18 protein-coding genes are annotated in these 22773 nt (G+C 59.1%); 12 read left to right on the top strand and 6 right to left on the bottom strand.

Going from position 1 to position 22773, the window contains the following annotated elements:
• Window positions 1-187 precede the first annotated feature (187 nt).
• Window positions 188-655 (bottom strand): hypothetical protein, encoded by a 468-nt coding sequence (locus I4W07_RS02780; RefSeq protein WP_196025546.1) that lies wholly within the window; start codon window positions 653-655, stop codon window positions 188-190.
• A 277-nt stretch (window positions 656-932) separates the two neighbouring features.
• Here I4W07_RS02780 and I4W07_RS02775 point away from each other — a divergent pair, with 277 nt between their 5' ends.
• A complete protein-coding gene (locus tag I4W07_RS02775; RefSeq protein WP_055310182.1) occupies window positions 933-1364 on the top strand; it encodes an Hsp20/alpha crystallin family protein in 432 nt (143 codons plus the stop codon).
• An 82-nt stretch (window positions 1365-1446) separates the two neighbouring features.
• Here I4W07_RS02775 and I4W07_RS02770 read toward each other — a convergent pair whose 3' ends face one another.
• Window positions 1447-2256 carry an MBL fold metallo-hydrolase gene (locus I4W07_RS02770; protein WP_055310181.1) on the bottom strand — a complete coding sequence of 270 codons (810 nt, stop codon included), beginning with the start codon at window positions 2254-2256 and terminating at the stop codon, window positions 1447-1449.
• A gap of 48 nt (window positions 2257-2304) precedes the next feature.
• Between I4W07_RS02770 and tilS the strand changes: the two genes are divergently transcribed.
• From tilS to I4W07_RS02745, 5 genes are all read left to right on the top strand, one after another.
• A complete protein-coding gene (gene tilS, locus I4W07_RS02765; RefSeq protein WP_196025545.1) occupies window positions 2305-3843 on the top strand; it encodes a tRNA lysidine(34) synthetase TilS in 1539 nt (512 codons plus the stop codon).
• Between the two features lie 147 nt (window positions 3844-3990).
• A complete protein-coding gene (gene hpt, locus I4W07_RS02760; protein ID WP_022093938.1) occupies window positions 3991-4539 on the top strand; it encodes a hypoxanthine phosphoribosyltransferase in 549 nt (182 codons plus the stop codon).
• A 61-nt stretch (window positions 4540-4600) separates the two neighbouring features.
• Window positions 4601-6676 (top strand): ATP-dependent zinc metalloprotease FtsH, encoded by a 2076-nt coding sequence (gene ftsH / locus I4W07_RS02755; RefSeq protein WP_230317438.1) that lies wholly within the window; start codon window positions 4601-4603, stop codon window positions 6674-6676.
• 189 nt (window positions 6677-6865) lie between these two features.
• Window positions 6866-8050, top strand: coding sequence for a pyridoxal phosphate-dependent aminotransferase (locus tag I4W07_RS02750; RefSeq protein WP_196025543.1), 1185 nt, complete (start codon window positions 6866-6868; stop codon window positions 8048-8050).
• Window positions 8051-8215: 165 nt separating this feature from the next.
• Window positions 8216-9037, top strand: a complete 822-nt coding sequence (locus tag I4W07_RS02745) for a phosphatase (protein ID WP_195920144.1) — start codon at window positions 8216-8218, stop codon at window positions 9035-9037.
• Window positions 9038-9115: 78 nt separating this feature from the next.
• Here I4W07_RS02745 and rlmD read toward each other — a convergent pair whose 3' ends face one another.
• Window positions 9116-10330, bottom strand: a complete 1215-nt coding sequence (gene rlmD, locus I4W07_RS02740; RefSeq protein ID WP_328291084.1) for a 23S rRNA (uracil(1939)-C(5))-methyltransferase RlmD — start codon at window positions 10328-10330, stop codon at window positions 9116-9118.
• Between the two features lie 572 nt (window positions 10331-10902).
• Between rlmD and I4W07_RS02735 the strand changes: the two genes are divergently transcribed.
• From I4W07_RS02735 to I4W07_RS02720, 4 genes are all read left to right on the top strand, one after another.
• On the top strand, window positions 10903-11763 hold the full coding sequence (locus I4W07_RS02735; RefSeq protein ID WP_196025541.1) for a transporter substrate-binding domain-containing protein: 861 nt from the start codon (window positions 10903-10905) through the stop codon (window positions 11761-11763).
• A 154-nt stretch (window positions 11764-11917) separates the two neighbouring features.
• Window positions 11918-12556: an amino acid ABC transporter permease gene (locus I4W07_RS02730; protein ID WP_196025548.1), complete on the top strand. Its 639-nt coding sequence runs from the start codon at window positions 11918-11920 to the stop codon at window positions 12554-12556.
• The gene (locus I4W07_RS02725; protein ID WP_230317437.1) at window positions 12549-13313 is read left to right on the top strand and encodes an amino acid ABC transporter ATP-binding protein; all 765 of its coding nucleotides are present in this window, start codon (window positions 12549-12551) and stop codon (window positions 13311-13313) included. Before I4W07_RS02730 ends, I4W07_RS02725 begins: the two co-directional genes overlap by 8 nt.
• Window positions 13314-13623: 310 nt before the next feature.
• Complete coding sequence (locus I4W07_RS02720; protein WP_196025540.1) at window positions 13624-15699, top strand: elongation factor G; 2076 nt, start codon at window positions 13624-13626, stop codon at window positions 15697-15699.
• Window positions 15700-15828: 129 nt separating this feature from the next.
• Here the strand turns inward: I4W07_RS02720 and I4W07_RS02715 are convergent, their stop codons facing one another.
• On the bottom strand, window positions 15829-16812 hold the full coding sequence (locus I4W07_RS02715; RefSeq protein WP_196025539.1) for a DNA/RNA non-specific endonuclease: 984 nt from the start codon (window positions 16810-16812) through the stop codon (window positions 15829-15831).
• A 799-nt stretch (window positions 16813-17611) separates the two neighbouring features.
• Window positions 17612-18490, bottom strand: a complete 879-nt coding sequence (gene larE / locus I4W07_RS02710) for an ATP-dependent sacrificial sulfur transferase LarE (protein WP_196025538.1) — start codon at window positions 18488-18490, stop codon at window positions 17612-17614.
• Between the two features lie 166 nt (window positions 18491-18656).
• On the opposite strand from larE, the gene I4W07_RS02705 reads away from it, so the two are divergent.
• A complete protein-coding gene (locus tag I4W07_RS02705; RefSeq protein WP_196025537.1) occupies window positions 18657-19307 on the top strand; it encodes an HAD family hydrolase in 651 nt (216 codons plus the stop codon).
• A 113-nt stretch (window positions 19308-19420) separates the two neighbouring features.
• Here the strand turns inward: I4W07_RS02705 and I4W07_RS02700 are convergent, their stop codons facing one another.
• A complete protein-coding gene (locus I4W07_RS02700; RefSeq protein ID WP_230317436.1) occupies window positions 19421-20530 on the bottom strand; it encodes a LacI family DNA-binding transcriptional regulator in 1110 nt (369 codons plus the stop codon).
• A 313-nt stretch (window positions 20531-20843) separates the two neighbouring features.
• Here I4W07_RS02700 and glmS point away from each other — a divergent pair, with 313 nt between their 5' ends.
• Window positions 20844-22691 carry a glutamine--fructose-6-phosphate transaminase (isomerizing) gene (glmS, locus tag I4W07_RS02695; protein WP_196025535.1) on the top strand — a complete coding sequence of 616 codons (1848 nt, stop codon included), beginning with the start codon at window positions 20844-20846 and terminating at the stop codon, window positions 22689-22691.
• Window positions 22692-22773 lie beyond the last annotated feature (82 nt).

The raw sequence follows: 22773 nt of genomic DNA, 5'->3' as shown, positions 1-22773 counted from the left end.
CCATCGCGCCGAGAGTACTGCGGGGTCAGCCCGTGGGAGGCCAGGGCGCCGCTGACCGGTGGACGGCACCGAGCCGTACGCTTGAACTGAGAAGGGGGAGGCCTCGCGGCCTCCCCCTTTTTTGCGTTTACGGGGCATAAATAACTCATTTACGCCAGACGATTTAATTCTTTTTGGTATTGAGCTTTTATTTAAAGAAAATAAAACGAATAACAAGGGCAACTGCTATGGCCACAATGATCAAAAGCAGGATTGTCAGTCGATGCTGCTTGCGTCGTTTACTTGACGAAACGAAGATTGATTTTCCCTGTTTTGGCGTTTCGAGATAGCGAGCCGAATTCGTCAAGGTTTGCTTTGGTCGAGGACCTCTTTGTTGATGAGTGGCGGATGCTTTCATCGGCTCATCACTAGCTGCGCTGTTTTTAGATAATGGTGCGTCTTTCAGATATACGGGGTCTCCCGAGGCGACGCCCATATGTTTACGTCCCGTTTGGGCATCCTCGAGCGTTTGATATCGATTTCTCGTCACATACTCGGGCTCCGGATCATTAATGGGCTCTTGCGAGATGTGGGGGCGATGGAACCGTGGCGGCTGCGTGGAAGTATCTTCCCCCTGCGTCGGCATAAACATTTTGTTCTGGTTTTGGTCGTCCATGATGCCCTTTAGCTCGTTACCAACAACGTGTACGCGCTCATTGTAAGCCCCTTGTTATTTGTAGCTGGGGACATACTCGGTATTTAAGCTCTGGTTCAAAGAACCTTAACCTTCCTAAAACCTGAGTCATACGCACTTAGATATGCTTATAGTACTGGACTCAAAAAACTTTATAGTCGATGTATATATGAGCACTGGGTGGGCATATATAAGAGCGTCAAAAGAAGTCCCAGTCACCTGGAAGATGACTCGGCAGTCCTATAAAGGAGTGGTAAACATGGCAAGCATGGTTCCTTATCGTTCGGTTTTTGGCGTTCGTCCCTCTGCAAGCTCGCTGTTCGATCTGTTTGATGATATGAGCGACCTAGCGAACAGCTCGATTGCCTCTAAGGCGTTCCCCGTTGACGTTGAGGATAAGGGCGATGGCTATGAGGTCAAGGCTTATCTGACCGGCGTCGCCAAGGACGATATCGATGTCGAGCTTAACGAGGGCCGTCTGTCCATTAGCGTGAATGTCGAGGAAGACGAGGAGAACGAGGGCAAGAACTTCCTGCAGAAGGAGTTCAGCTCGTACAGCGCGACGCGTGGCGTGTATCTTAAGGACGCTTCGAGCGAGGGCCTCTCGGCTAAGTACGCTGACGGCATCCTGACCGTTACGGTTCCCAAGATCGTCGAGAAGAAGAACGTTACGAAGATCTCCATCGAATAACTTCGTTGGTGTTCTTCGCTATTAAAAGACAACAAAAGGGGCTGGGAAGCGATTCCCGGCCCCTTTTGCTGTTTAGGACAGTCTATTGAATGGTTGCTGGCCGATACTGGCTTGCGGGGCGTATCGAGAGTTTTCGCGATCCTTGGAGAAGGGTGGCGGAGCTGCCGAGCTCGTCATCCAGGGTTGCGGCTAGAGCTTTGGCATAGCTTTTGACGGTAAGGCTCGGACGATTGTTGTCTTGGCTGATATGCATGGCAATGAGCTGTTCGGTGCGATCGGTAACAAGTTCGCGCGCGGCTTCGGCGGCTTGGCCGTTGGAGAGGTGTCCCCTTGCAGACAGGATGCGCTCCTGAAGAAAGCGGGGATATTCTCCCTCGCGCAGCATGGTCACATCGTGGTTGCTTTCGAGCGCGAGGACTCGACAATCTTTGAGGGTGTTCATGGCTTGGCTCGATAGCTCTCCGGTGTCGGTAGCAAAGCCGATGGAATCATCGAGGGCGTCGAATCGAAAGCCGATTGGATTTATGACATCGTGTGATGTTGAGTAGGTTTGCGCGTGGATGCCGGCAATGGATAGGGTGTCACCGGGGTCGAATTCCTCGACAGGCAGATGCGAAAGATTTTCTTTGCTCGAAAGTGTGCCCCTACTGGCAAAGAGGGGACCGTGCCAGTGCTTGCACCAGACATCGAGACCCTTGATGTGATCGCTATGCTCATGAGTAATGAGAAGAGCCGAGACGTTGTCTGCCGAGAGTCCCAGTTCTGCCATGCGCTTTAATGTCTCGCGGCGAGAAAGACCGTCGTCAATCATGATGAGCCCCCGGGGGCCTTCGATGAGCGCGCAGTTGCCTTTTGAGCCGCTGCCAAGGATATGAAGGTGCAGACGAGACATAAGATTCCAAAGGATACAATGGGTGCGGACGAATAGAGGAGGAAGCAAATGCCTACGGTATCACAGCATTACGGACACCATGCCGTGCCCGGGGCAGTCGATGAGACCCGAACGAGGCAGCAGGCTGCTCCTGTCGTGCTCATGGTATCAGGCGGCGCGGACTCGACGGCACTGCTTCTTATGGCGTGCACATCAAAGCTGGATATCCAAGACGGGCGCGGTGTTGCCCCCATTGCTCGCGAGCGCCTGCATGTGCTGCATGTAAACCATCATCTGCGCGGCAAGGCGTCCGATGGCGACGAGGCCTTTGTGCGTGAGCTCTGCGCGAAATATGGTTTACCGCTGTGCGTGGAGCACGCTTATTTTGATGGGGAGTCGGGCAATATTGAGGCCGCGGCCCGCGAAGTGCGCTATGCCGCGGCGCGGAGGTATGTTCGCGAGCTCTGCGCCCAGACGGGGGCACCGCGAACGGCGGCTCGTATCTGCACCGCGCACACGTCTTCGGATCGCGCGGAAACGTTTTTGATGAACGCGATTAAGGGTTCGGGCCCCGCTGGCCTATCGAGCATTCCTCGCCGGAGGAATATCGTGGTACGTCCCTTGCTCGACCTAACTCATGGCGAGCTCGTGGGCTATCTACAGGTACATGGTCAGCCGTGGCGTGAAGACGAGAGCAATGAGGATATCTCGTATCTGCGAAACTACGTGCGCCATCGAGTAATGCCAGTGGTGGTGCAGCGCAACGCGAGCGTCTGCAAGACGATTGGCGCCGCCTGCGAGATCTTAGGCGATGAGGACGCGTTTTTGTCTCAGCTTTCGGCACAGGCGTTTCGAAGCTGTTTGCGCAAAGAGGCAGCGGGTGCGCTGGTGCTCGATGCCAGGCGCCTGGCTGCGGCCGAGGTGGTAATCGCGCGGCGCATCGTGCGACTGGCGATTAAGCGCATCGATCCGGACGCTCGTCCCGAGATGCGACATGTGGAGCGAGTCCTTTCCTGCGTTGCCGAGGGCACCGGCTCGGTCACGCTTCCGGCGGGGATTGACGCACGCATTGAGTTTGGCATGCTGGCGTTTAAGGCGCCGGCGGCTCGCGAGGGCCTGGTCGCGGGCTGGGTTACCGTACCCGGTCGTTTGCCGTTGGGCGGGGGACGTATGCTGGTCACAGAACCGATGGCTGTTGAGCCGGGATGCGATATCGTGCGCCGCGCCCGTGAGCTTGCGGCTGCCGGGGAAGTGACAGCTTTGGTAGACGCGGCTGCCCTGGGTTTTGCCGACAGCGATAGTGAGCGGATCCTGGCGGGCTCGCGTGGCGAGATCCCTGCCGAGGCGCGATTGGCGCGCCTGTGGGTGGACGGTCCCGCGCCGGGAGACGTGATGTGCCCGTTAGGGATGAGTGGCCGAAGCAAGAAAGTATCCGATTTGCTAGGTGAGGCTCGCATTCCCGTTTCCGAGCGCGCCGGCGTGCCCATGGTGAGGACGGCGCCGGGGGGTGCCGTGGTGTGGGTCGCCGGAGTTCGCGCGGACGAGCGTTTTAAGTGCACGGCCGCAACGCGCGTGGCATATCTGCTCCGCGTGGTCGATGCGGAATAGCGTCCCACGCCTGCCATTCTGTGCGACGTTGACGGTATTCCCGCGCTGATGGCGCACGGGCTGGTAAATTTACCCCGTGCGCTGCTAGAATGTGTAGTTCGCGTCCATACGGCGGTGTGTGGGCGATAAGCACAAGAAAGGGTTGTCATGGCTTCTCAACATCCGGATATCGAGAAGGTTCTGTTTACGCAGGAGGATATCGACGGTATCGTCTCTCGCCTGGGCGAGGAGATTACGCGCGACTACGCGGGTAAGGATCTGGTGCTGATTGCGGTCCTGCGCGGCGCCGTGGTCTTTATGGGCGACCTGATGCGTAAGATCGAGCTGCCGACCAACATCGATTTCATGGCTGTTTCGAGCTACGGCGACGGTGTGAAGTCCTCGGGTATCGTGCGTATCATTAAGGACCTGGATATCGACATCCGCGGTCGCGACGTGCTGATCGTCGAGGACATTCTGGACTCGGGCCTGACGCTCAAGTATCTGATGAAGAACCTCGAGAGCCGCAAGCCCGCTTCTCTGGAGGTCGCCGCCTTCCTGTGGAAGGACGTTGAGGACCGCGTCTCGGCCATCACGCCCAAGTATGTTGGAACCCATTGCCCCGATGCCTTTGTGGTGGGCTACGGCCTCGACTATGCCGAGCGCTATCGCAACCTTCCGTATCTGGGCATTTTGAAACCGGAGGTTTATTCGTAAGATGCCCGACGACCGTAACGACAACAATTCCCAGACTCCCCGGGACCCAAAGATCCCGGGGATGCCCGGAGGCAAGAAACCCACGCGTACGGGCTGGCTGTATTTTCTTTTGGCTTGCGCGCTTCTGGGCTATGCCTTCTTTAATATGGGTTCCGGCTTTGCCAGCTCCAGCAATACCGTTAAGCTCGCGACGAGCGAGATGGTCAGCGCCATCAAGCAGGATTGCGTCGAAGATCTGACCTATACGGTTCAAGACGGAAGCGTGACGGGTCATTACTGGAAGACAAAAAAGGACAAGGGCGATACGAGCGAGCTCAAGAGCTTCTCTTCGACCTATGTCGGCTCCGATTCGCTTGCCGAGCTCATGGCGGAGCACCCCGATACCAAGTACATCGTCAACACCAACGATCCCGATTTTTGGGGCGACTTGGCGATGAGTGTGCTTCCGACGATCGCCCTTATCGCCATCATGTTCTACTTTATGCGCCAGATGATGGGCGCCAACAACAGGAACATGCAGTTTGGCAAGACCAACGCCAAGACCAACGAGGCCACACGCCCCAAGGTCAAGTTTGAAGACGTTGCCGGAGTGGACGAGGCAGTCGAGGAGCTCGAGGAGATCCGTGACTTTTTGAGCGATCCGGATCGCTATCGCAAGCTGGGCGCCAAGATCCCGCGTGGCGTGTTGCTGGTTGGCCCTCCGGGCACCGGTAAAACGCTGCTGGCCAAGGCCGTTGCCGGCGAGGCGGGCGTGCCGTTCTTTAGCATCTCGGGTTCCGACTTTGTCGAGATGTTCGTAGGTGTCGGCGCCAGCCGTGTGCGTGACCTCTTTAAGGTGGCCAAGTCCCAGGCCCCGTCGATCATCTTCATCGATGAGATCGATGCCGTGGGACGTCAGCGCGGAGCTGGCTTGGGCGGCGGTCACGACGAGCGCGAGCAGACGCTCAACCAGCTGCTGATCGAGATGGACGGCTTTGAGGAAAGCGAGTCGGTCATCCTGATCGCCGCCACCAACCGCCCCGACATTCTGGATCCGGCGCTGCTGCGTCCCGGTCGTTTTGACCGTCAGGTTACGGTCGACCGTCCGGATGTGAAGGGCCGCGAGCAGATCTTGCGCGTGCATGCCGAGAACAAGCCGATGGACGAGGACGTTAAGTTTGAGAAGCTCGCCCAGATGACCGTTGGCTTCACTGGTGCCGATCTGGCAAATCTGCTCAACGAGTCTGCGCTGTTGGCTGCCCGCCGCCATCGTTCCGTGATCTCGATGGACGAGGTCGAGGAATCGATGGAGCGCGTGATTGCCGGACCGCAGCGCAAGGGTCGCGTGATGACCGAGGCCGAGCGCACCACGATTGCCTACCACGAGAGCGGTCACGCCCTGGTGGGTCACATCCTGGAGCACTCCGATCCGGTCCACAAGATCTCGATCGTCAGCCGCGGCCAGGCTTTGGGTTACACGCTGCAGCTTCCGCAGGAGGACCACTTCCTCAAGACCAAGAACGAGATGCTCGACGAGCTCGCCGTGTTCTTGGGTGGCCGCGTTGCCGAGGAGCTCATGTGCGATGACATCACGTCGGGCGCGAGCAACGATCTGGAGCGCGCAACCAAGATGGCGCGCGAGATGGTCACGCGCCTGGGCATGAGCGAGGAGCTGGGCACGCAAGTGTTTGGCGAGGCGCAACATCAGGTGTTCCTTGGTCGCGATTACGCCGATCACCAGGATTACTCCGAGGAGACGGCGCGCCGCATCGATATCGAGGTTCAGCGCATTATGCGTGAGGCCCATCGTCGTGCGGTCGAGATTCTGGACGCCCGTCGCGATCAGCTCGATCTGATGGCGAAGGTGCTGCTTGAGCGCGAGACCGTCGAGGGCGACGCCGTGAACGCCCTGCTCGACAACGAGTGGAATGCCTACCTTGAGCGCGAGGGCGATATCCTGGCGGCCAAGGAGGAGCGCAATGCCAAGGCGGCCGGCATGCCGACCAAGAAGCGCGTGTCTCGAATGAGCGAGGAGGAGCTGGCGGCTGATGCCGCGGCCTTTGCGCAGGCGGCCATGCAGGAGGATGCCGAAGCCGCATCCGATGATGCTGACGATGACCATGCCGTCGTCGATGCCGACACCGACGCCGACAAATAGTCTTTGTGGCGAAAGCCTCCGCGGGGAAACCTGCGGAGGCTTTTTCTTTTGAGCGATATGGGGCCGTCTGTTGATTGGGGACAGACTTAAATGAGCGTTTTCACGCATTTAAGTCTGTCCCCAATTAACATTGCTGCGGCACTTTGCTCGGCTAAAGCGTACAATAGCGCCTATGCGAAAGGGGAACAGATGATCAACGAAACTATGTATGCTCGCGGCGCGGAAAGCTCCATCATCCGTGAGATTTTTAGCTATGGCCTTGAGCGCAAGGCGCAGATCGGTGCGGAAAACGTATTCGATTTTTCGCTGGGCAATCCGAGCGTTCCGGCGCCCGCTGCTGTGGCTGAGTCGATTAAGAAGGCCCTGGAGCTGCCGAGCGACCAGCTGCACGGCTACACGCCCGCACCGGGCCTGCCGCAATGTCGTGCCGCTGTGGCCGAATCGCTCAACCGCCGCTTTGGCACGAGCTATGAGGGCAAAGACGTATTTATGACGGTGGGTGCCGCGGCTTCGCTCACCTGCACGCTCAACGCCGTTACGAACCCGGGCGACGAGGTTATTGTTATCGCCCCGTACTTTCCGGAGTATCGCGTTTGGATTGAGAAGGCCGGCTGTACGTGTGTTGAGGCGCTCGCCGATGAAGATACGTTCCAGCTGAGTGTGGACAACGTGCTCAAGGCGATCAGCGATAAGACGGCGGCCGTCATCATTGACTCTCCCAACAATCCGACCGGTGCCGTATATACATGCGACACGCTGACGCGACTGGCCAATGTTCTGCGCGAGGCCAACGCTCAGCGCGATCCCGAGAATCCGATTATGCTCATCTCGGATGAGCCGTACCGCGAGATTGTGTACGGTGCCGAGGTGCCTTGGGTGCCCTCGATCTACGAGCACACCATCGTGTGCTACTCGTATTCCAAGTCGCTGTCGCTGCCGGGCGAGCGCGTGGGGTGGATCTTGGTTCCCAACACCAATCCGCAGGCTGCCCGTCTGATGCCGGCTGTTGCGGGTGCTGCCCGTACGCTAGGTTTTGTATGCGCACCGGCACTCTTCCAGCGCGTAATCATCGATTGCATCGATGAGCCGAGCGATGTCGAGGCCTATGCGCGCAACCGCACCGCGCTTACCGACGCACTAGCGGAGTACGGCTACACCTATGTTGAGCCGGATGGTGCATTCTACCTGTGGGTGAAGGCGCTGGAACCCGATGCGAATGCGTTTTGCGAGCGTGCAAAGAAGTATGAGTTGCTTGCGGTTCCCTCGGACAGCTTTGGTATGCCGGGTTGGTTCCGCCTGGGCTATTGCGTGAGTTACGAAACGATTATCAATTCGCTACCCGCTTGGAAACAGTTGGCGGACGAGTATCGTTAAAAGTAAAGCGCTCTGCCTACAATGTTTTACGTGAAACGGGGTTTGGTGTTAAGCCAGACCCCGTTGTCATGGACGTTGTGTCTTTGGGATGGAGTGGTTTTACGACTATCGAAGGCTATGCGTACAATGAATATAAGCAACGGCCGTGCCAGATAAGGAGACCTGATGCCCTACCTGCTTTCTTGTGACATTCATACCCATACGATATTCTCTGCGCATGCATATTCGACTATTGAGGAGAATGTGTACTGGGCGGCAGAGCGTGGCCTGCAGGTGCTCGGATCTGCCGACCATCTGAGCTCTATGGTTACGGCTTGCCCCAATGACCTGCGCAGTTACCAATTCTTTATCAACCAGGATATCTGGCCGCGCATTTGGAGCGGCGTGCTGGTGCTGCGTGGTGCCGAGGCCGATATCGTTTCGCTGGACGGAAGCCTGTTTGGCGAGGACACTCCTGTCACGCTCGATATTGCCGGTGATTCGTACAGCCGTCAGCATTCGCTGTTCGATTTGGTTACGCGAAATTTGGATTATTTGGTTGCGAGCGTGCATAATCCGCAGATTGCTGAAGGCGCGACGCTGGCCCAGACGACCGAGATGTATATCAATGCCCTGGAGTACCCCAAGGTGTTCATGCTGGGTCACACGGGGCGTTCGGGCGTGCCGTTCGATATCGACGAGGTGCTGTTGGCAGCTAAGGCCAAGCACAAGATTATCGAGATCAACAACCATAGTCTTGAACACGGTGTCGACACTGAGCATTGGGCCGTATGCCGCAAGATCGCCGAGCGCTGCGCCGAGCTGGGCGTGGGCATTGGCGTGTCAACCGATGCCCACATTGGCATGGCCATTGGCAAGCTCGATCACGCGCGCAAGATGCTCGACGAGATTCACTTCCCGCTAGATTTGATCGTGACGCGCGACCGCGAGACGCTGCTGCGCGAGATGGCGGCAGCCGGCGTGTGCGATCTGCGCAATGGGATGTAGCGGAGTTTATAAACCAAGCGAAGGGGGCGGCCCAGGCGGGTCGCCCCCTTTCTTGTCCCAAAAATCTACTGAGGTCGGTTAGCGGCGTTCGAGGACCGCTACGGTTTCGGTGTGGTCGGTGTGAGGGAACATGTCGACGGGCGTGATCTTGAGCAGGCAATAGCCTCCGTCGAGGAGCTGATGCAGGTCGCGCTCTTGAGTTACGGGGTTGCAGCTGATATAGGTGATGCGGCGCGGCTTAAGCGCGCAGGCAGCTTCGAGGAACTCGGGGGTAGAGCCGGCGCGCGGCGGATCGATGGAAAGGACATCGACCCGCTCGTTGTTATCGGCGGCATCCAGGATGCAATCGGTGGCGTCGTCGGCCATAAACCAGGCGCTGCGGGTGAGGCCGTTGAGCTCGGCATTGCGACGTGCGTCGGCAATGCCCGCCGGGTTGCGCTCCACGCCGAGCAGCATAATGCCGATGCCCTTTTTCTGGGCATCTTTAACTGCGCAAAGACCGATGGTACCGCTGCCACAGTAGGCATCCATGAGCACATCGCCCTGGTGCAAATCCATGCCGTCGATAGCGAGCTGATAGAGCAGCTCGGTCTGTTGCGGGTTGGTCTGATAAAACGCGGTGGGGGAGATGTCGAATTCGCAGCCGAGCAGCTGGTCGCGCATGCATTCGGCGCCATACACGATGCGGGTTTCCTCGCCGAGGATGGCGTTGCCGGGGCGTCCGTTGATGTTTTGGGCGACGGTGACGATGCGCGGATCGAGTGCGGCGACAGCCTCAAAGAACTCCTGCGCATGCGGCAAGTCGCGCTGAGCGGTCACGAGCGTGACCATGACCTGGTCGGTACGCCAACCGCAGCGGACGACGGCATAGCGAAGCAAACCAAGATGCTTGTCCTCATTAAAGGCGGGAATATGCAGCCGCTCAGCTTCGCGTGCGATGCCGTTGAGAATCTGACGGGCGCCCGGTGCCTCGACGGGGCATTCGGGTACGGCAACGATCTTGTGTGTGCCGCGCTCAAAGAAACCGCAACGGACGGCGCCCTCCTTACCGGGAGCAAAGGGAGTGGCGGCCTTATGGCGAAACCCGCGCGGCGCAGGATATTTACCCGGGTCGCCCAGGGTGATGCCCATACCGCGAATGGGGTCGACGCTAATACCCTCACGCTCACAAAGCGAAGCAAAAAGCTCCTCCATAGCAGCCTGCTTAGCTGCCAACTGCTTTTTATAAGGACGATTGAGCGCCGTGCATCCGCCACAAGCTCTCATGATGGAACAGGGAGACTTGGGATCCACAGCCTTACGCGCAGGCGAAACCGGATCTTTATGCGGACGCTTGGAGCGAGTCTGAGACGCTTTGTCTCCGCCTCGACGAGAGTCAGAACGCTTGGTCTTAGCCCTGCTCTTGGTCGATTTGCTTTTTGCAGCTTTAGAAGACTTGGATTTCGTAGAAGATTTCTCCTCCTTCGACCCCTCAACCGCCTCCACCAAAGCACGACGAGCCCTACGCTCCGCACGAGATTCTGCCATCAATAACTCCACTTATTCATGAATTAAAGCTGCAAGTATTGTACCGTGCCAAGCCAGCAGACGATATACAAGCGGTTTATTCGTGTCAGTGATAAGCCCAACGACGGTTGCCCGCCGCGTGAGGGGTGTGGGGGTTAAGTTTATCGCGAGTTCCGCACGAACAGGAGGCCACTTAATGTGGCCTCCGTCGTGAGCAGGACTGTAGAGCAGGAAACTTAACCCCCACACCCCTCACGCGGCGGGCAAACTCGCCTTGTGCTCTATCACGCTAAAGTGTATGATTCTGAACGTTACATGACTCACTTTACCTAACTAAAGTGCCACCAAGGGGGAATACCATGAATACCGATATGTCTCGTCGTCAGTTTGTTGGTCTAGCCGGCTCGTTTGCCACGGTGCTTGGCCTTGGTCTTGTCGGTTGCGGCGGTGGTGCCGGCAAGGGCTCCGCTGCTGGCTCTGCCGCGGCCAAGGATGTGAAGGGCGCTGCGGAGTCCAAGAAGCTCGTGGTGGGCTTTGATAAGTCCTATCCTCCGTACGGCTTTGTGGGCGACGATGGCGAGTACACCGGCTTTGATCTCGATCTGGCCAAGGCTGTTGCCGATAAGCAGGGCTGGGAGGTCAAATACGAGGCCATCGACTGGGACGCCAAGGATACGCTGCTCAACTCGGGCGCCATCAACTGCATCTGGAACGGCTTTACCATGGAGGGCCGTGAGGATGACTATACGTTCTCCGAGCCGTACATGCTCAACGAGCAGGTGCTGGTAGTAAAGAAGGATGCGGGCATCAAGAGCTGGGACGATCTTGCCGGCAAGACCGTGATTACCCAGACCGATTCCGCTGCGCAGGATGTGCTCGAGGGTGACCAGAAGGATCTGGCGGCGACGTTTGCCACGCTCGACACGATCGGCGAGTACAACACGGCCTTTATGCAGCTCGAGAGCGGCGCGGTCGATGCCGTGGCTTGCGACCTTTCGATTGCCCAGTATCAGCTTGCCGCCAAGCCCGATGCCTATACGCAGCTCGACAAGCCGCTGTCCAGCGAGCACTACGCTGTTGGCTTTAAGAAGGGCGACACCAAGTCCGCCGATGCCGTGACCGAGTCGCTCAAGGCACTCTACGATGACGGTACGGTTAAGGATCTCTGCGACAAGTACGCGAGCTACGGCCTGTCCTTCGACAACTGGGTTCTCAAATAGCCACAGCACCCAACCTTGCGGCTCCAACCCTCCTCGCGTACCAAAGTACGCTTCGTCGGGCTTGTCGCTCGCAATCTTGGGCACTGTGCCTATTTGAGAATAAGATCAGCCGTTCTGTTGCTGCGAAGGAGAAGGTAGGTTGTCTATTCAGGTCATGATGCAGATGCTTGGCCAGGGATTCTTGGTCAGTTTGCAGCTGTTTGTACTGACGCTGCTCGGGTCGATTCCGCTGGGAATCCCCGTGGCGTTTATGCGCATGAGCAAAATCGTGCCGCTTCGCTGGATTGCGCGCATCTACATTTCGGTCATGCGCGGTACGCCGCTCATGCTGCAGATGTTTGCCATCTACTTTGCCCCGTACTACGTGTTCGGCATCTCGCTCACGCCCGATTCCAAATGGACGGCGTGTGTCGTGGCGTTCATCATCAACTATGCCGGCTACTTTGCCGAGATCTATCGCTCGGGCCTGCAGTCGATTCCGCGCGGTCAATATGAGGCTGCCGAGGTACTGGGCTACTCGCGCGTGCAGACGTTTCTGTATATCGTGATGCCGCAGGTCGCCAAGCGTATTCTGCCGGCGATGGGCAACGAGATCATCACGCTGGTCAAGGACACGTCGCTGGCGTTTGCCATTGGCGTGGGTGAGATGTTCTCGACGGCCAAGGCGCTGGTCGCCTCGCAGGTGAGCATGGTGCCGTTTGCGATCGCGGCGCTGATTTACTGGGTCTTTAACTTTGTGGTCGAGATGCTGCTGGGCGCCGCCGAAAAGAAGCTGGACTATTATCATGACTAACCCAGTGATGAAAATCGAAAACGCGCGTAAGGCGTTTGGCGGCAATGAGGTGCTCAAGGATATCTCGCTCAAGGTAAAGCGTGGCGAGGTCGTGGCGATTATCGGACCTTCGGGTGGCGGTAAGTCCACGCTGCTGCGGTGTGCCACGCTGCTCGAGACACTCGACGGCGGCTCGCTTTCGTTTGGCGACCTTGCCGTTGCGACGGATGCGGGTTCGGGCGCGGTCTATGCGAAGGGCGATGTGCCCAAGCGGGCGCGCTCGCGATTCGGCCTGGTGTTCCAAAATTACAACCTGTTCCCGCACTATACCGTGATGAAAAACATCATCGATGCGCCGATTCGCGTGCTTAAGCGTCCGCGCGAGCAGGCGGAAGCCCGCGCTCACGAGCTGATTGCGCAAATGGGGCTGACGGGCAACGAGAACAAGGTGCCGTGTGAGCTTTCGGGCGGTCAGCAGCAGCGCGTGAGTATTGCCCGCGCCTTGGCGCTCGATCCGGAGATCCTGTTCTTTGACGAGCCGACCTCGGCACTCGATCCCGAGCTGACGGCCGAGGTGCTGCGTGTCATTAAAGACCTTGCCGCGCAGAATATGACGATGGTGATTGTGACCCACGCGATGCAGTTTGCGCGCGATGTTGCCGACCGCGTGGTCTTTATGGATGGCGGTCGCATTGTCGAGGAGGGTCCTGCCGAGCAGGTCATCGACCATCCGCGTGAGCAGCGCACCCGTGAGTTCTTGAGCCGTATCGAGGGATAGGCTCAGGTATTTACTCAACTATTAATTGAGGCGAAGCCGCCGCAGGTCTTACGGTCTGTGGCGGCTTTTTGTTTGCATCGACGGGGTTCAACAATCGCCTCACAAGCTTGTCTCTTCCTCTCGCCGCCTGTATTCATACGTGCGCCGAAAGGTGTGCATGGACGGTCGCCCGTGAGGGTAGGGTGGTGGCATAGGACATTTGGAGGGTGAGTCGGCTCGGCTGCCGACCATGCTGCTCCCGGGATGGCACCGACCGCGAACTCTCCCCGTTGGCGTCGCGCATTGCGCGCGGCCCTGCAAGGAGGTCATCATGGGTGCTCCCAAGACCGGTAACGTAAGGAACGTGGTGCTCGTAGGCCAAGGCGGGGTGGGCAAGACTTCACTCGCCGAGGCCATGCTCCACCTTTCCGGCAAGACCGCCCGCCTGGGCGGCCACGACGGCACCAAGCCCACGCTCGACTATGACCCCGAAGAGGTCAAGCGTGCATTTTCCATCTCGACGACCATCGCGCCGATCGACTGGAAGGGCGCGCGCATCAATGTGCTCGATGCCCCGTGTTACCCCGATTTTATCGGCGACGCCTTTGCCGCGATGAGCGTCTGCGAGACGGCTCTGTTTGTGGTCGACGCCGAGGCCGGCCCGCAGCCTACGACGGTTAAGCTCTGGTATGCCGCCGAGGACCTGCGCCTGGCGCGTGCGGTGTTCGTAAACCGCCTGTCGCGCTCCGAGGCTAGCTTTGCGACCACGATGGACCTGCTGCAGGAGCGCTTTGGCACGCGCCTGGGCGCCGTGACCCTTCCCTGGGGCGAGGGCGAGGACTTTGACGGCATCATCGACCTGGTGCGCATGAAGGCGCGCCATTGCAACGGCACCGAAGCCGTTGAGTCGGAGATTCCCGAGGAGTATCGTGCCCAGGCCGAGGAAGCCCATGACCATCTGTGCGAGCTGGTGGCCGAGGCTGACGACGAACTGATGATGAAGTACTTGGAAGGCGAGGAGACGCTGACGCAGGAGGAGCTTGAAGGCCTGCTGTCGAAGGCGATCGCCGAGCGCATCTTTGTGCCGGTCTTTGCGGGCGATTGCATTAAGGAGCAGGGCGTCAACTCGCTGATGGACGACATTGCCACATACTTCCCGGCGCCGACGGACTACGGCGAGATGCCGCTCATCGACGGTGATTCGCTCAAAATCTCGAGCGACGATGACCGTCCGGTGGCGTTTGTGTTTAAGACCCTGGCCGATCCGCAGCAGGGTCGCATCAGCTTTATCAAGGTGCTGACGGGTACGCTTGAGCCGGGTCTTGAGCTGATCAACGCGCGTACCCGCAAGGGCGACCGTCTGGCTCACCTGTATGTGATGTGCGGCCGCGATATGACCGAGGTTGGCCACGCTTATGCCGGCGATATCATCGTGGCGCCCAAGCTGGCTGCCGAGACGGGTGACACACTCTCCATTACCGGTAAGGTCGAGGCGGCGGCGTTTAAGTTCCCCAACTCGCAGTACCGCATTGCCATCGAGGCCGAGAACCGTGGCGACGAAGAGAAGCTCTACACGTTTATCGAGAAGGCCTGCAAGGCCGATCCGACCATGAGCATCGACCGCGACGAGGAGACTGGTCAGACCATTATCTCCGCCGTTGGTGAGGCGCAGGTTTCGGTGCTGCTCAACCGTCTGGAGGACCGCACCAAGGTCGCTGCCAAGAGCGTGCCGATCCGTATTCCGTATCGTGAGACCATTCGCCGCACGGCAAGCGCCCAGGGTCGCCACAAGAAGCAGACCGGTGGCGCCGGTCAGTACGGCGACTGCTGGCTGCGCGTGGAGCCGCTCATTGGGCCCGACGGTACGAGCGACGGCTATGAGTTTATTGACGAGGTCGTGGGTGGCCGCATCCCGCGCTCGCTCATTCCTGCCGTGGACAAGGGCGTTCAGGAGACCATGAAGGACGGCATCATTGCCGGCTACCCGCTTACGGGCATTCGCGTGGCTGTGTACGACGGCTCGTATCACAGCGTCGACTCCAACGAGATGGCGTTCCGCGCGGCGGCTCGCATCGGCCTGCGCAAGGCATGCGCCGACGCCGACCCGGTGGTGCTGGAGCCCATCGAGGAAATTACGGTGACTATCCCCGAGAGCTACGCCGGCGCCGTGATGGGCGACATCTCGGCATCGCGCGGTCGCGTGACAGGCATGGAGACCGATGAGCGCGGAGACACCGTAGTCATTGCCCAGGCGCCTCTCGCCGAGCTGACGGATTACTCGACGCGTCTGCGCTCTATCACACGCGGCACGGGCGACTTTACCATGAAGCCCGCAGGCTATGAGCAGGTGCCTTATGACGTTCAGGCCAAGCTGGTCGAGCGCTATGAGGAGGGCCGCGCCAAGTAACATGTAGTTTTGCCTGCAATGTAGGTGCTGACAAAAAGGCCGCCCTGGGTAACCGGGACGGCCTTATTTGATCCCTTGGGGACGGAGGAAAACGGATCATTTTTTGGGTTACGGGCGGTGCGGTCGGCGCTAGTCTCCGGATGCCTGGTTGCGGCCGGTGGCGTAGTCGATCTGCACGTGCGGCTGCAGGTTGTAGCAGTACACGTGGAAGCAGAGGGTCTTGCCGTGGTCCTCGACCGATTGCGCCTCAAGGCGCACGCCGCGGCAGACAAGCTCCTCTTCGTTATACATGGGCGTGACGCGGTAGAGCACGTGGTTGCCCGTTTCGCGGATGTAGTCGAGGATCTGTTCTTCAAACGGTAGCATGCCCGTTTCGTTGAGATAACGCGTGCCGGTGAGGAGATTTTTGCGGTTGGCGTTTTCGCCGCAGAGCGACCAGGCGATAAGGTGGCAGCGGTTGTAGAGGCTCTGGCCCGGAATAAAGTCGTAGCGCTGCTGGTGCCAACCGGCAGGATGGATGCGCGAGATATCGCCGCGCTCGCCTTGACCGAGTGATTCGGGGCCCACGCAGGCGAGTGCTTTGCGGGTGCGGCCCAGGCTGTCGAGCTTGGAGAACTTCTTAAAGCAGCTCTCTTCTGTAGCGCGCTCGTATTCATCGAGCGTGAATGATGGTGTGCCGAGCGGGTGCGTGCTGTCGGCGCGAAGGGCAACGTAGGGGTTGCCGGCGTAGTCGGGAATGCTGCTGAGATAAACACCGCGGGCGCGGTTGAGGTCGGGGTTTTCGACCTCGTCGATGGGGGTGGCGGCACTGCCCGCGGAAACGTCGTCATCGGTGTCGGTCGCGGCGGAATCGGAGCCATCGCCAGAGTCCTGGCTGTTTTGAGGGTCCGCCGCGCTCGCCGTTCCCGATTCGAGCCGAGCGACCAGGTCTGCCTCGTCGTCGGTGCGGCTGGGACTCTCGTTTTGTTTTTCGGCCAGAGCCGCCGCCTGCTCATCGCCTTGCGGCGACAGCAACTTGGGCGCTCCGTCGAGCGATCCCGTAAACAGCGCAAACCCCAGCACCACGGCGGTGCCGATGGAAAGTGCTTGCTTGTAGGCGGGCTTGCGCGACATTGAGGCTCCTGGATGGACGGTTGGGAATCTACCAGTCTAGCAGGAGCCGGCAGGGGTCGTTCTGTCGAACAAATACTTAAGATTTGGAACAAACGCTACTGGTTCATTTGCCTCATATGGAGCTGCGGCGGTTGTGAATGTGGGGCTATTCGGCGTTTCCCCAGATAAAACCTACCAAAACAAATCTGTCCCTTATTGGCAGGTTAATCGTGAGTTATTTCACCGCAACTTAGGGCACGGTTAGGAAGTGTGCACCTTAAAGAGAAAGCCAGTTAAAGAGATAACATTGGGCTATCTAACAGTGAATTCGATACATCTCTCTAAATGTCTCTCTAAAATAAGGTGCTTATCTCTCTAAAGTTAGAGAGATAAATCTATTGTTTTAGAGAGACGGAATGCCAAAATTCGTCCGTCAGCTACCATCTGCCAAAATGGCGGATAAAGGACTCATCGAAGTAATGGGCTCATCGACGAGTCGTAACCGCCGATATCGGAAGAAGTAGATGCAGCCGGGTCGCCTCTCTAGTGTCTCTTGAGGCCAGATGGGTGCTGGAGGGGCGATTGTCTCGCGATATTTCCCCAGATAAAACCTGCCAAAATAAACCTGTCCCTTTTTGGTAGGTCAGTTAACGCAGTCCAGGTTGAGCATATGCGAGCGAGCAGGCTCCGGGTGCGGTAAGGTGACGTGAAACAAGCGGGCGCTGACCTTTTGGTCGCGCCCGTGAAGTTGAACGTCAGATTGCCGTGCCCGGGGCCTGCGCAGCGCCGAGCAGTTACGCCGTTTGTAAAACGGCGTAACCTAAAGGTTCATGTTGCCGTGAATGTAGGGGGTGACCTCGGGGGAGATATGGTCGCAGCCCAGCTCGCGCAGCGCGGACTCGATGGCGGCGGGCAGCGGGGTCTTGCCCTCGGCATCGACGGCGGTGCCGCCGAGCGCGGCAATCTTGGCGACATCTGCGGGTGCGGCCTCGATATGCATGCAGCCGCCGATCAAGCGCGCGCGTACCTGTACCAGATCAAGATCGTGCAGGTAATCCTCGCAGGCGCGGATTAAATCGACCTTCTCGCGCGTGAGCTCCTCGCCCGTGGGGACGCGCGTGGCAAGACATGCTCCCGCCGGCAGGTTCCAAACGGGATAGCCCCATGCGCGCAGCAGCTCGCGCTCTTCGTCCTTGGTAAAGCCGACCTCCATGAGAGGGGAGCGTACGCCGAGCTCTTCGGCGGCGCGCATGCCGGGACGGTAATCGCCGCGGTCGCTCGCGTTGCTGCCATCGATGACGGTGGGAAAGCCGAGCGACTTGGCGTGGTTGACGATGGCGGTAAAGCCGGCGTGCTTGCAGTGGTAGCAGCGATTAGCATCGTTGCAGGCTACTTGGGGGAGCTGCAGCTGATCCACCGAAAGATTGAGCACGGGGAGCTTAAAATGTGCCCCTTCGTTGGCTTGTCCATCAACGGACCGCTCAAACGAAGCCTGTTCGGGCGTGCCGATGAGCGGTGTGGTGAGATGGACAAGGAGGGTATTGGTAGGCATGATGCGGGCGCATACGGCGGCCAAAAAGCTGCTGTCGACGCCACCGGAAAACCCGATAGCCACGCGCCCGTATGCCAAAAGCAGCTGTTCGAGCGCCGATAGCTTGTCTTGAAGCTCCTCTGCGGGTGCCGTGGTGTCTAAAATCATGAAACGTTCCTTACCATTGAGTACTCGGTCGAAAACTATAATCCTAATGCGTTACTTGCTATAAGTCTTCTATCTATGTAACGAAAGTGCAATATGCTATATACGTTATATACAAGTTTGTAAGTGCGGTAGAGTGGTAGTAACACAATCCGGTGAGGGGACCGATATGATCAAGGCTGTTATTTTTGACATGGATGGAACGCTGGTCGATACCGAGCGTTTGGGGATTAAGGCCTGGAAGGCAGGCGCCGCTGAGCTGGGGCTCGCGATTGATGAAGCGCTGATCCATCAGTTTATCGGCCGCACGCTGCCCGATGTTATGGACATCCTTGATGAGCATTACGGCAGCCATGAAACCACCGAGGCGGTCTATGTCCGCCACAAGGAGATTCGCGACGAGATGGTCAAGACCGAGCTGGAGCTTAAGGCCGGCGCCGCCGAGTGCCTAGACGAGCTGCTGGCTGCGGGCTATCACGTGGGTCTAGCGACGTCGTCGCGCCTCGTTACGGCCGAGCGCAACCTTAAGATGGTCGGCCTCTTTGACAAGTTTGAAACGGTAACGTGTGGCGAGGACGTCGTGCACGGCAAGCCCGACCCCGAGATGTATCTGCTTGCCTGCGACCGCGCGGGCTTTGCTCCCGAGGAATGTGCCGTAGTCGAGGATTCGCGCAACGGTTGCGTCTCGGGCATTACGGCCGGCTGCCGTGTCTTTGCCGTCCCCGATATCGTGCCGCTGCCGCAGGACGTGGTGGATGGCTGCGAGGCCGTGCTCGATACGTTGTTCGACCTGGCGGCGGCGGTCAAGGCCGTGCGCTAGACAATTGCGGCGTTGAAACGAGCAATTGCCCACGTTTGCGCTCAAGCAAAAGGGGTCCGGCAATAGTCGGGCCCCTTTTGCTTAAGCGGCGACTTAGCATACTCGCGGGCGTGCTATAGATACGCACCGAGGTTGATGGCCGTGGCGTCGGTCTGGCTGCTTGCCTGGGTGCTGGCGCGTTCCAGTAGGAACGGACGTACCAGTTCTTGGCGGTTGATATCCTCGGCGGCGACTGCGGTGACGGTACGCGCTACGGAGCCGACACGGATATGCTTGATCTTTGCCGGGGCCTTGTTCTCGATTTGCTCCATCAGCAGTTGGACACCCTTGCGGCCAATCTCGTAGCCCGGGGGCGCTACCGTAGTGAGCGGGACCGATCCGCTCCAAGCGAGCGGGTTGCCGTCGCATCCGGCCACGCGTACTTGCCCGGGGACAGAGATGCCCTTGTCGACCAGCGCCGAGATAACGCCCGAGGCCAACACGTCGGTCAGGCCGACGACAAAATCGGGGCGTTCGTTCGCGGGGCGCTCGGCGATTTGGGCACCGATGCCGTAGCCGTCGGCAGCGGTATTCCATTCGCCGGCGTCGATGACTTCGATCTTGATATCGGGGTGCAGAGCGAGGGCCTTGTGAATGCCAAGCACACGTAGGGTGAGCTGCATAAATGCTGCTCGGCCGACGACGACAATATGGTGCGCGCCGCGGGCGATGGCGAGTTCGGCAATGATGCGACCCTGGGCCTCGTTGTCGGCCGCTACGTAGTAGCCGGGCTCGGAGCAATGGATGTCCAGGTGGACGATCGGCACGGGCATCTTAGCCATGGCGGGGTGCCAGTCGGGGGATGCCATGGGCTGAACCATGACGCCGGACATTTGGGTGCCCATAAAGTAGCGCAGGTAATGGTCCTCGAGAATATCGTCGTTATCGGCGTTGGCGATGAGCAGGTCGTAGCCGTGCTTGCGGGCCTCGTTGTGGGCGCCGCTGGCGATTTGGAGCGAAAAGCCGTGATCGAGACGGGGGAGCACCAGGCCAAAGGACTTGGTGGCGCCGCCCGCGAGCTGACGAGCGCTTTGGTTGGGCAGGTAGCCAAGGCGATTGATGGTCTCGTTGATGAGCTTGAGGGTTTCGGGGCGCAGCTTTTCGGGGTGGTTGAGCGCGTTGGAAACCGTGCCCAGCGAAACTCCGGCCTCGCGCGCGACGTCGCTGATTTTTACCTTTGCCATAGCGGCCCCTTTGATGCGTTTCAAGTACAAGCCAGATTGTAGCATCCCAAACCAACCAAAAAGGGATAGGTTTATTTTGGCAGGTTTTATCTGGGGAAACGCTGTTGCCAACGCGACCACCACGAAGGGGGACAGGCGCCTTTGTGGTGGTTTGGACCGGCTGGACGTGTGTGCATCGGGTGGTATCTAAGTTGAGGTACCACTTCTGGTATATCAGCTTGCGTTTGCGTGAGTACAATACTCGAACGTTATACGTCTCAGCGCCCCCTGTGCGTGGACGTCTTGCAGTCACGCGAACGAAGGGATTTATCCTATGTGCGGAATCGTCGGCTACACCGGCTCTGATATTGCAAAGAACATCCTGGTCACGGGCCTCAAGCGTATGGAGTATCGCGGCTATGATTCCTCGGGCGTCGCGCTCGAGGTGGGCGAGGGCGCCGCGGCGCACCTCGACGTCATCCGCCGCGTGGGCAAGGTCGCGGGCCTGGAGAGCGAGCTTTCCAACATCGACAGCGACGCTACCTGCGGTATCGGCCACACCCGTTGGGCCACCCACGGCAAGCCTTCGGTCGTTAACGCTCACCCCCACACCAGCTGCGACGGTCGTATCGCCATCGTCCACAACGGCATCATCGAGAACTTCGCCGAGCTGCGCGAAGAGCTGGAGGGTCGCGGCCACCACTTTAAGAGCGAGACCGATACCGAGGTCTTCGCGCATCTGATCGAAGAGGCTTATGCCGAGACGCACGACCTGATGGCCTCCGTGCGCGAGGCGTGCACCCACGTGGTCGGTGCCTATGGTCTGGCCGCCGTGTGCGCTGACGAGCCCGGCGTGATCGCCGTGGCCCGCAAGGATTCCCCGATCGTGGTCGGCGCGGGCGAGACCGGCTCCTATGTTGCTTCCGATGTCATCGCGCTCATCGACGCCACCCGCGATGTCGTGGTGCTCGAGGACGGTCAGTTTGCCAAGCTCACGCCCGCAGGCGTCGAGTACACCGACGAGGCCGGCAACGTTATCGAGCCCAAGGTCACCCACATCGACTGGGACCTGGACATGGCAGAAAAGGGCGGTTATCCCGACTTTATGCTCAAGGAAATCCACGAGCAGTCGCGCGTCGTGCGCGACACGCTGGTTGGTCGTATGACGCCGGCTGGCGAGCTCGACATCGACGAGCTGGGCCTTTCGCTCGAGGAGCTCAACGACATCGACCGCGTCTACGTGATCGCTTGCGGCACCAGCTATCACGCTGGCCTCATTGCCAAGAATCTCATTGAGGGCTGGGCTCGCATCCCCACCGAGGTGGAGGCGGCCAGCGAGTTCCGTTATCGCAACCCCATCATTACGCCGACGACGCTTGTCGTTGCCGTGTCCCAGTCGGGCGAGACGGCCGATACCCTTGCCGCCATTCGCGACGCGCGCATCAAGGGTGCCAAGGTCTTCGGCATCACCAACGTGGTGGGCAGCCCCGTGGCGCGTGAGAGCGACGGCGTCATCTACACCAAGGCCAACAAGGAGATCGCGGTCGCCTCGACCAAGAGCTTCATCGGCCAGGTTGTGAGCCTGACGCTGCTGGCCCTGCTGCTGGCGCAGGTCAAGCACCGCCTGACCACCAAACAGGCACGCATGCTGTTCCGCGAGCTTTCCGATACTGCCGAGCAGATCCAGTGGATTTTGGACACGCAGACCGATGCCGTGCATGAGGCTGCCCTGCTGTGCAAGGATGCGCAGTCGGCGCTGTTCGTGGGCCGCGGCATGGGTGCCGCTATTTCCTACGAGGGTGCGCTCAAGCTCAAGGAGGTCAGCTACCTGCACGCCGAGGCCTACGCCGCCGGCGAGATGAAGCACGGCCCCATTGCCCTGATCGACCCGGGCTTCCCTGTCATCGCTGTGGCCACCAAGAGTGCCACCTACGACAAGACCGTGTCGAACCTTATGGAGTGCAAGGCGCGCGGTGCCAAGGTCATCGTCGTTGCCACCGAGGGCGACGAGGAGATCAACAAGATCGCCGACTGCATTATCCGCGTGCCAGCAGTCCGCGACGTGTTCAGCCCCATCACGGCGAGCGTTCCTCTGCAGCTGCTCGCACGCGAGGTCGCCATCCTGCGCGGCTGCGACGTCGACCAGCCCCGAAACCTCGCCAAGAGCGTCACGGTAGAGTAGTTGGTTCCGTCATCCTAACAACTAAGGCCCGGCTCCGTTGCAGCGGAGCCGGGCCTTGTTGCATTTGCCCAGATAAAATCTG

It is taken from the genome of Collinsella aerofaciens, assembly GCF_015670745.1.
GTDB classification, from domain to species: Bacteria; Actinomycetota; Coriobacteriia; order Coriobacteriales; family Coriobacteriaceae; genus Collinsella; species Collinsella aerofaciens_T.
This window is presented reverse-complemented; position numbering and strand designations above follow the sequence as displayed.